The organism is Arthrobacter sp. GW460-12-1-14-TSB2 (assembly GCF_059423525.1).
The window spans coordinates 25,455-34,405 of record NZ_JBWKYC010000031.1; the positions used below are offsets into that span (position 1 = coordinate 25,455).

9 protein-coding genes are annotated in these 8,951 nt (G+C 66.1%); 5 read left to right on the top strand and 4 right to left on the bottom strand.

All coding sequences use genetic code 11. The features are described from left to right. Nucleotides 1–26: 26 nt before the first annotated feature. Complete coding sequence (locus AC07YR_RS21925) at nucleotides 27–641, top strand: TetR/AcrR family transcriptional regulator (RefSeq protein ID WP_436058915.1); 615 nt, start codon at nucleotides 27–29, stop codon at nucleotides 639–641. A 22-nt stretch (nucleotides 642–663) separates the two neighbouring features. Here AC07YR_RS21925 and AC07YR_RS21930 read toward each other — a convergent pair whose 3' ends face one another. Beyond that, nucleotides 664–1,695, bottom strand: coding sequence for an Lrp/AsnC family transcriptional regulator (locus AC07YR_RS21930; protein WP_494735249.1), 1,032 nt, complete (start codon nucleotides 1,693–1,695; stop codon nucleotides 664–666). 145 nt (nucleotides 1,696–1,840) lie between these two features. Here AC07YR_RS21930 and AC07YR_RS21935 point away from each other — a divergent pair, with 145 nt between their 5' ends. From AC07YR_RS21935 to AC07YR_RS21945, 3 genes are all read left to right on the top strand, one after another. Further along, nucleotides 1,841–3,064, top strand: coding sequence for a M20 metallopeptidase family protein (locus tag AC07YR_RS21935; RefSeq protein WP_494735250.1), 1,224 nt, complete (start codon nucleotides 1,841–1,843; stop codon nucleotides 3,062–3,064). A 26-nt stretch (nucleotides 3,065–3,090) separates the two neighbouring features. Further along, nucleotides 3,091–4,383: an MFS transporter gene (locus AC07YR_RS21940; RefSeq protein WP_055802856.1), complete on the top strand. Its 1,293-nt coding sequence runs from the start codon at nucleotides 3,091–3,093 to the stop codon at nucleotides 4,381–4,383. Between the two features lie 235 nt (nucleotides 4,384–4,618). After that, on the top strand, nucleotides 4,619–4,957 hold the full coding sequence (locus AC07YR_RS21945) for a hypothetical protein (RefSeq protein ID WP_055802853.1): 339 nt from the start codon (nucleotides 4,619–4,621) through the stop codon (nucleotides 4,955–4,957). A gap of 65 nt (nucleotides 4,958–5,022) precedes the next feature. Here AC07YR_RS21945 and AC07YR_RS21950 read toward each other — a convergent pair whose 3' ends face one another. From AC07YR_RS21950 to AC07YR_RS21960, 3 genes are all read right to left on the bottom strand, one after another. Next, nucleotides 5,023–6,489, bottom strand: coding sequence for an MFS transporter (locus AC07YR_RS21950; RefSeq protein ID WP_494735251.1), 1,467 nt, complete (start codon nucleotides 6,487–6,489; stop codon nucleotides 5,023–5,025). 83 nt (nucleotides 6,490–6,572) lie between these two features. Continuing rightward, entirely contained in the window at nucleotides 6,573–7,046 is a 474-nt protein-coding gene (locus AC07YR_RS21955; protein WP_494735252.1) for a MarR family winged helix-turn-helix transcriptional regulator, read from the bottom strand. Between the two features lie 29 nt (nucleotides 7,047–7,075). Then, entirely contained in the window at nucleotides 7,076–8,110 is a 1,035-nt protein-coding gene (locus AC07YR_RS21960; protein WP_494735253.1) for an LLM class flavin-dependent oxidoreductase, read from the bottom strand. 366 nt (nucleotides 8,111–8,476) lie between these two features. Between AC07YR_RS21960 and AC07YR_RS21965 the strand changes: the two genes are divergently transcribed. Further along, nucleotides 8,477–8,951, top strand: a 475-nt coding sequence (locus AC07YR_RS21965) for an ABC transporter substrate-binding protein (RefSeq protein ID WP_494735254.1), incomplete at its 3' end; no start/stop codon positions are given.

Sequence of the window (8,951 nt, forward strand, 5' to 3'; positions counted from 1 at the left end):
CCGGCCGCCACGGTTAGGATTGATCCATGTCGTCGTTGCGAGAAGCCCACAAGAAGCTCACCCGCGACATGATCGTGGAACGGGCGCTTGAGCTCTTCACCGAGAAGGGTTACGCCGCGACCACCATCGACGAAATCGCCGCCGCGGCCGGCACCACCCGGGTCACCTTCTACGCCTACTACCCTTCACGTGTTGACCTGATGAAGGACTTCATGGCGCGCGTCAACGCGGTGCTGGACCGTGCGGACGGCCCGGAGAGCGGCTCCACCGCACCCGACCTTGTTGACGTGGTGCGTGCGGGCGAGCTGCCGGGCATCCTGGCCTGGCTGGAGTCGCGGGCGGCGCTCTGGCCGGTTTTCCGCCCGTACCTCGACGTGCTCGACGAGGCCGCCGCCGTCGACCGTGAGGTGCGCGCCATGGTCGAGGGATGGCATGAGGAAGTCATTTCCGACCTGGTCCGCGGAATGCAGCTGGCCGGGCGTTTCTCGGACGAGACGCACCACATCCGCGGAACCCTCGCCTTCACGTCACTCGACTATGTGGCCACCCTCTGGACACGACGCAAGTTCGAACCCAACCGCGAACACGCGCTGGAGGTCCTGGCGGACAACTGGTACCACCTGCTCTGCGACGAAGGCTGACCGGCAGCCACTCCCCGGGCAGCTAAGCGTCCAGCCCCAGGCCCGCTGACGGAACTACCGCTCCCGTGGCCGTCGAATCGGGGTTGAGCATCCAGCCCACCCGCTTGGCGGCACTCAGCACCACAACGCTTTCGGCCAGCTCGATCCCCGGGATGCGTTGCTGGAGTGCGAGTTCGGCGTTCATCACGTCCGCCAGGGAGTGCAGCCACATGACGATCACGAAGTTGGTCCGGCCGGTGGTGGAGGCGGCAAGCCGGACGTTGCGGAACCCCCGCAGCTCGGCCCCCGCGGTGTCGTGCTGGCCCGGCGGCACGTTGGCGAACCACTGGCACGTGACCGGGTAGCCGGAGTATTTTTGCGCGATTTCGCAGCGGAACGACAGCAGCTGGCTGGCCAGCACGCGGTTCAACTGCCGCTGGACGGTGGCCGGACTGCGCCCGAGGCCGCGGGCGATCTCCGCCGCGCTCGCCCTCCCGTCCTGTGCGAGGAACGGAATCAGGTCCAGATGGCTCTGCGGCAGCGGAGCACCCACGACCGCGGGCGGGGCCGAGCCCGACGCCTCGGGCCCGGCGAGCACCCTGAGGGCGTTCTGCTGCGCCTTGTCCAGGACATTGAGCCGCCAGGCATAGCCGCCCACGTGCAGCCGCGTGCAGAGCGCGGTCCGGTATTTGAGGAGGCCGGGGATGTCCTTGAACTGCGGCACCACGGTGTCACTGAAATGGGCAAGCGTGGGCGTGATGACCGTCAGCATCAGGTCGCGGTTGCTGGCCGCTTCCTCCACCGTGACCACTTCGGGCATGGCGGCGAGCGCGGCGGTGACGCCGGCGCGCTGCCGCATCTCACAGTCCACGTCCACCAGCGCCAGGCACATTTGTTTGGGATCGCCGATCAGGTGGGCGGTGGTCCAGGCGGCGCCGGCGTCCCTCAGCCGGTCCCAACGTGCCGCGAGCGTGGTGGCATGCACGCCCAGGACACCGGCGGCATCGGACCAGCTGATCCGCGGCGCTATCTGCAGCGCGTTGATGAGGCGGAGATCGTCCTCACTGACTTCCATCCGGACACCTCCTCTTCCGATCGCATGATTCCTGCACAAACCATCATAGTTTTGATTTTTTCCAGCTATTTTCCGCCTTGTGAACCAGCTCACTCCACAATGGGTAGCAGGTCACTAACCAATCGTTCGGGAAGCAGGAGAACATATGTCGATCACCGCCGATGCCAGGGAGCTACAGGGCGAAATCGCCCGGTTCCGCCACGAGCTGCATCGGGAGCCGGAGATCGGCCTGGATCTGCCCCGTACCCAGGAAAAGGTCCTCAAGGCGCTGGAAGGCCTGCCGTACGAGATCACCCTCGGTGAGAGCACGACGTCGGTCACTGCTGTTTTGCGCGGCGGCGCGCCGCACGCTTCAGCCGAGAAGCCGGCGGTCCTGCTCCGTGCGGACATGGACGGCCTGCCCGTCCAGGAACGCACCGGCGTCGACTTCACCTCACGCATCGACGGCGCCATGCACGCCTGCGGCCACGACCTCCACACCTCCATGCTTGCCGGCGCCGCCCGCCTCCTGGCCGACCGCCGCGACCAGCTGGCCGGGGACGTTGTCCTGATGTTCCAGCCGGGCGAGGAAGGCTTCGACGGCGCCTCCCACATGATCAGCGAAGGTGTGCTGGACGCGGCGGGCCGCCGTGTGGATGCCGCCTACGCCATGCACGTGTTCTCCGCCCTGGAACCGTACGCCCAGTTTTGCACCAAGCCGGGCGTCATCCTGAGCGCATCCGACGGACTGTTCGTCACCGTGCTGGGCGCCGGCGGCCACGGCTCCGCGCCGCACTCCGCAAAGGACCCCGTTACGGCGGTTGCCGAAATGGTGACAGCCCTGCAGGTGATGATCACACGCCAGTTCAACATGTTCGATCCCGTAGTCCTCACGGTCGGCCTCCTGCAGGCCGGCACCAAGCGCAACGTCATCCCTGAATCCGCGCGCTTCGAAGCCACCATCCGCACGTTCTCCGATGCATCCCGGGAACGGATGATGACGGCCATTCCGGTCCTCCTCAAAGGCATCGCCGCGGCCCACGGCCTCGAGGTGGACGTCGACTACCGCTCCGAGTACCCCCTCAGCGTCACGGATGAAGACGAGACACACACCGCCGAAAAGACCATCCAGAAGCTCTTTGGCGATTCGCGCCTGACCCGCTGGGCCACCCCGCTCAGCGGCTCCGAGGACTTCTCCCGGGTGATGGCCGAGGTGCCCGGCACATTCATCGGGCTCAGCGCCGTTGCCCCCGGCGCGGACCACACTTCCACCCCGTTCAACCACTCCCCCTACGCCACATTCGACGACGGCGTTCTCTCCGACGGCGCGGCGCTCTACGCAGAACTCGCCGTTTCCCGCATCGCAGCCCTCGCGGCTGCAGGCAACTGACCTTCCCTTCTCTTTTGGAGCCCCACATGACTTCCACCGTAGGCATGCCAGCCGAGGTCCAGGTTCACAAATCCCACGTCCGGACCCTCATCGGAACCGGCATCGGCAACGCCGTTGAATGGTACGACTGGGCCATCTACGCCACGTTCTCACCGTTCATCGCCAGCGCACTGTTCAGCAAGGCGGATCCGACGTCGGCCTTCCTGGCCACCCTGGCGATCTTCGCCGTCGGCTTCGTTGCCCGTCCGTTCGGCGGCTTTGTCTTCGGCTGGATCGGTGACCGGATCGGCCGCAAGACGTCCATGACATTCGCCGTCGGCCTCGCGGCCCTCGGCAGCCTGCTGATCGGCGTCGCCCCGACGTTCGAGGCTGTCGGCGCGTTCGCGTCCGTGATGCTGCTGGTGGCCCGCCTGATCCAGGGCCTGGCGCACGGCGGGGAGCTGCCGTCGTCGCAGACCTACCTTTCCGAAATGGCCCCCAAGGAAAAGCGCGGCTTCTGGGCAACCCTCATCTACACGTCCGGCACTGCCGGGATCCTGGCCGGCACGTTGCTCGGCGCCATCCTGTCCAACGTCCTGAGCACGGCCGACATGAATGCCTGGGGCTGGCGCATCCCGTTCCTGATCGGCGGCGCCCTGGGGGTCTACGCTCTGGTGATGCGTGCCCGGATGAAGGAAACCGAAGCCTTCGAAGCCGAGTCTCCCAAAGAGAAGCATGAGCCCATGTGGCCGCAGATCTGGCGGCACCGCAAGCAGGCCCTGCAGGTCATCGGCCTCACCGTCGGCCTCACCGTGAGCTACTACATCTGGGGCGTGGTGGCACCGAGCTACGCTGCCACCACCCTGAAGATGGACCGCGGCGAAGCCCTCTGGGCAGGCGTGATTGCCAACATCGTGTTCATCGCCGCCCTGCCGTTCTGGGGCAAGCTGTCGGACCGCATCGGCCGCAAACCGGTCCTGATCATGGGCTCTGCCGGTGCCGCCCTGCTGCACTTCCCCATGACCTGGCTGCTGAAGGACTCCCCCTGGCAGCTCGCCGTCACCATGTCCGTGATGCTCTTCTTCATCGCCGCCAGCGCCGCCATTGTCCCGGCTGTTTACGCCGAGCTCTTTCCCACCAAGATCCGCACGGTGGGAGTCGGCGTCCCCTACTCCATCTGTGTCGCTGCCTTCGGCGGCACGGCCCCGTACCTGCAGACCTGGCTTGGCACCATCGGACAGGCCAACCTGTTCAACGTTTATGCCGTGCTCCTGCTGCTGATCGGCATCGCATTCGTCTTCACCATCCCGGAGACCAAGGGCAAGGACCTGACGCACTGACCCTCCCGACGGCGGCATGGCCGCCCGACGGGTACCGGCGAAGGCCGGGCGGCCTGGCCGCCCGGCCTTCGGCATTGCCGCGTCTGGGAGAATGGGACCATGCGGGCAACCCAGGGACACCGCCGGAGAGCTGTCGCCGGCCGCGGCCGGGCATGCCCGACGCATCGCGGCATCGTAGCGGGATGCACAGCCCGATCTGCTTACAATCAACCGACAGTCATCTAACAAGGGAACCATGAAGAAACTCACCACGGCCCTGCTCGCCGCCGGGCTCATCATCTCCGCTTCAGCCTGTTCGGCACCCGAAAAACTGACCACAGCAGAAACCTGCGACCGGCTGAAGATCGTTGTGACGGATTCCAGTGCCAACGCCGGCAAGACCGGGATGGTCATCCTGGGCAACCGGCTTCGCCCGATCGTGGCTGGTGCCTCGGACGAGCTGAAGCCTGCGGTGCAGGCAATCCTGGACTATGCGGACGAGTCCGCGAAGGAGAACCCGGACGCCGACAAGGTCGCCGAGCTGCAGGCTGGCTACCAGAAGGCCGGCGCCACCTTCGGGCAGCTCTGCAGCTAAGCCCTGCCACGTAAGCCCTGTTCACGCCGGCCAGGCCGGTTGCACGTCCGGCAGGGCGCCGCTCCCTAGCCAAGGTGGACGGGAGCGCCGTCCGCGCCGGCGCCGCTGAACGTCTTCCGGTCGATGGTGATCAGCAGGAGTGCAACCGGCATGATCAGGATCGACACGGCCGCCGCCCACCAGAACACCTCCGCATAGCCGGCGGCCAACGCCGCCATCGGGGCTGTTCCTGCGGCGGCCGTGGCCGCCGCCGCGATGGTGCTGAAGAGGGCGATCCCCAGCGATCCGCCGATCTGCTGGGAGGCGTTCACTACGGCACTGGCAACACCGGCGTCGTCCTTGTCCACGCCGAAGAGGGCAAGGTTCTGCATGGGAACGAACACCATTCCCAGTCCCAGGCCCATCAGGATCAGTGCGGGCAGCATGTTCACTGCGTAACTGCCGTCCGCGCTCACCTGCGTCAGCCACAGCATGGCCGCCGCCATAAAGAACGGCCCTCCGGCGGTAGGGATCTTCGCCCCCAGCTTCGGCAGGTTCTTCGCCACGACCGCAGCGGTGACGATCAGCACCACGGTCATCGGCAGGGACGCAATTCCTGCCGGGAACGGGGCGAAGCCGAGCACAATCTGGATGTAGAAGTTGATGAACAGGATGCCGCCGATCAGGACGGCGCCTGAGAGGAATGAGGCGAGGAACGCCGCCGCGCGGTTGCGCTCCGTAGCGACCCGGAGCGGCAGCAGCGGGTGTTTCACCTTCTTCTCCACAGCCGCGAACAGCACCAGCAGCACCGCGCCGGCAAGGATGAACCCCCACGCTTCCGGGGCACCCCAGCCGTGTTCGGCGTTGGTGAAGCCGTACACCAGCGACCCCAGCCCGAGCGCAGCAAGCACGACGCCGGGCCAGTCGTATTTGGTTGAGCCTTCGGCTCTGCTCTCGCGGACCTGGATCCAGACGCCGATGAAGGCAACGATGGCGATGGGGATATTGACGAAGAAGCACCACCGCCAGGACGCGTAATCCGTCAGATAGCCGCCCAGGAGGACGCCGACGGCGGCGCCGACGCCGCTGATGGAGCCGAAGATCGCGAACGCTGTTCCGCGTTCCTTGCCGCCGGGGAACGCAACGGTAAGCAGCGCCAGCGCCGCGGGTGCCAGCAGCGCCGCGAAAACACCCTGCAAAGCGCGCGCGCCGATCAGTTCCCACGACTCCTGCGCGACGCCGCCGATGAACGATGCGGCGGCGAAACCTGCCGCGGCAACCATGAATGTCCGCTTGCGGCCCCAAAAGTCCGCAACACGACCGCCGAGCAGAAGAAATGCGCCAAAGGCGAGGGCGTAGGCCGTCACCACCCAGGAACGGGTCGAGTCGCTGATTCCCATTTCGGTCTGCAGCCGCGGGAGGGCCAGGTTCACGATCGTGCCGTCCAGGACCACCATGAGTTGCGCCAGGGCGAGGAAGATCAGTGCCCACCACGCCGCCTTCTGCGGCTTCTTCTCCTGCCGCACCTGCGCGGTTGCCGTATCCAATGCCATGCCTTCATACCTCCAATTAGTAATACTTATAAAAGTATAACTACCTCGGAAAGTCCGGTGTTTCCGGCGGCGCGTGATGGTGGCTACGCGGGTGCGTCGAGGATGGCAGCCAGTCGCTGGAGTGCCGGGAGGCTCGCCTCGATCTGCGCACGCTCGGCCGGAAGAAGCCTGGAGCTGGCCGCCGCGAGCGAATCCGCCCAGGCGCCTTCAAGCAGGGCCTTAATCCGCTGGGACTCGGCAGTGGGGTGGAGTGTGACGTACCGCTTGTCGGCGGCGTCGCGCGTGCGGGTTACCAGATTCCCGGTGACGAGTTCGCGCACCTGCACGCTCACGTTGCTGAACTGCCGCCCCAGCCTGTTTGCCACTTCAGCGACGGTGATCCCTGGATGGTTTTCGATCACGCGAAGGATCTCGAGGAGTCCGTTCGGCAGCGGGCGCACGCCGGTGTCTTCGTGCGACTTCCGCCGGACGTCGGCAGAGATATCGAGGATGGCAACGGCGAGGGCGCGGTGGTCAACAGCGGATGCCAACCCCTCGCCCGACCCAACAGATTCCATCCCACCAGCATAGGCGCGGCCCCGGCAGGCTAGTCCGAGGCGCCGATTTCGCGGTTCACGGCCGGCATGATTTCGGTGGCGAGGAGTTCGATGGAACGTGCGGTCTCGGCGAACGGCAGGCCGCCCAGGCCGATCTGCGCCATGTAGCGGCTGTTGCCGAGGGTTTCGTGTACTTCCAGGAGCTTCTCAGTGACCTGCTGCGGACTTCCGACCAGCAAACCGCCGCCCGGTTCGCTCCAGTCATCAAAAGTGGCGCGCGGGAAATGGTCCACGGGGCGGGGCATGTTCTGTTCGAAGTAGGCACGGTAATGCGGGTAGAAGGTGTCCCGTGCCTGCTGCGAGGTGGGGGCCGCGTAGAAGTGTCCACCCACGCCCACCGGCAGGGCGGCCGCATCATGGCCGGCGTCGGCGGCGCTCTGGCGGTACAGCTCCGCAAGGCGGCGGAACCGCTGCGGCCCGGACAGGAGCGCAATGAACAGGGGAAGGCCGAGTCTGCCCGCCCGGACAAAACTCGCCGGCGTCCCGCCCACACCAACCCAGACGGGGAGCTTTTCCTGGACCGGGCGCGGCGCAATGTCCATCCCGGGAATGCTCTGGGTGAGGGTGCCCCGCCAATCCAGGACGGCGTTGTCCCGCAACTCGAGCAGCATGCGCAGCTTTTCGTCGAAGAGCCCGTCATAGTCCTCCGTGCTGTGGCCAAACAGCGGATAGGACTCGATGAAGGCGCCGCGTCCGGCGATGATCTCGGCCCGCCCGTCGGAAATCAGGTCCAGGGTGGCGAACTGCTCAAAGAGCCGCACCGGGTCCTGGGTGGACAGGACGGTGACCGCGGTGCTGAGCCGGAGATTGGTGGTTTCGCGGGCGATGGCCGCCAGCACGATCTCGGGGGCGGAGAGGGCGAAATCCCGGCGGTGGTGCTCACCCAGGCCCAGGAAGCTGAGCCCTGCCTGGTCCGCAAGCTTGGCCAGCTCAATGATCTCGTGCAGCCGCTGCCGGGGTGAGAGTGCACTGCCGGTGTCGATGTTTCGGGAAAGCTCACCGAAAGTGAAAATGCCAAAGTCCATGCTTGGTTGAACATTCAAGTTCCTAATTTCATTCCAGTTACTCCCCGTGACGCCCCGTGACCTTCCCTTCCGCCGGGGCCGCCGGTTCGGGCTCCCGGATGACGCTTTGAGTCACTGCATTAACGCCGGTGAACGCGCGCGACACGGGCCATTGATACGGGCGCAGGCCGAACCGTAACCTCAATCCAAGCGCTGGAACCGGGGCACCGGACACGCTCCACAAGAGCAACAGGCCCAGCAATTGACCACGACGGAGGGCGGCAGAAATGCCGCCGCGAGCCTCCGTCCCCTCCACTCTCCGCACCCCCGACTCTTGTCCGGCGGCAAGGCCCTGTGCTGGCGCGCCGCAATCGTGAAGGAATCCCCATGTCATCGCATCAGAACCCCGAAGGATCCACCCGCATCGTTGCGGGACAAACCAACAAGCCGCAAGACTCCGCAGCAAAGCGTAAGCGCACCCTCGGAATCGGCATCGCCGCGGGCCTGGTTGTCCTCATTGCCGGCGGCGCGGCAGTGGCGTCGTCGCTTTCCAGCAATAGCGGCAATACCGAGGCGCAGCCGGCGGCCGCAGCCGTCGCCGGCACGCCTGCTGCTGAATTGAAGCTGGGCTATTTCGGCAACGTCACCCATGCCCCGGCGCTGGTGGGAGTGAAGCAGGGTTTCATTGCCAGGAGCCTGGGCGAGACCAAGCTCAGCACGCAGGTGTTCAACGCCGGCCCGGCCGCGATCGAGGCGCTGAACGCCGGCGCGATCGATGCCACGTACATCGGACCGAACCCGGCGATCAACTCGTTCGTGAAGAGCAAGGGCGAGTCCGTCAGCATCATCGCCGGCGCCGCTG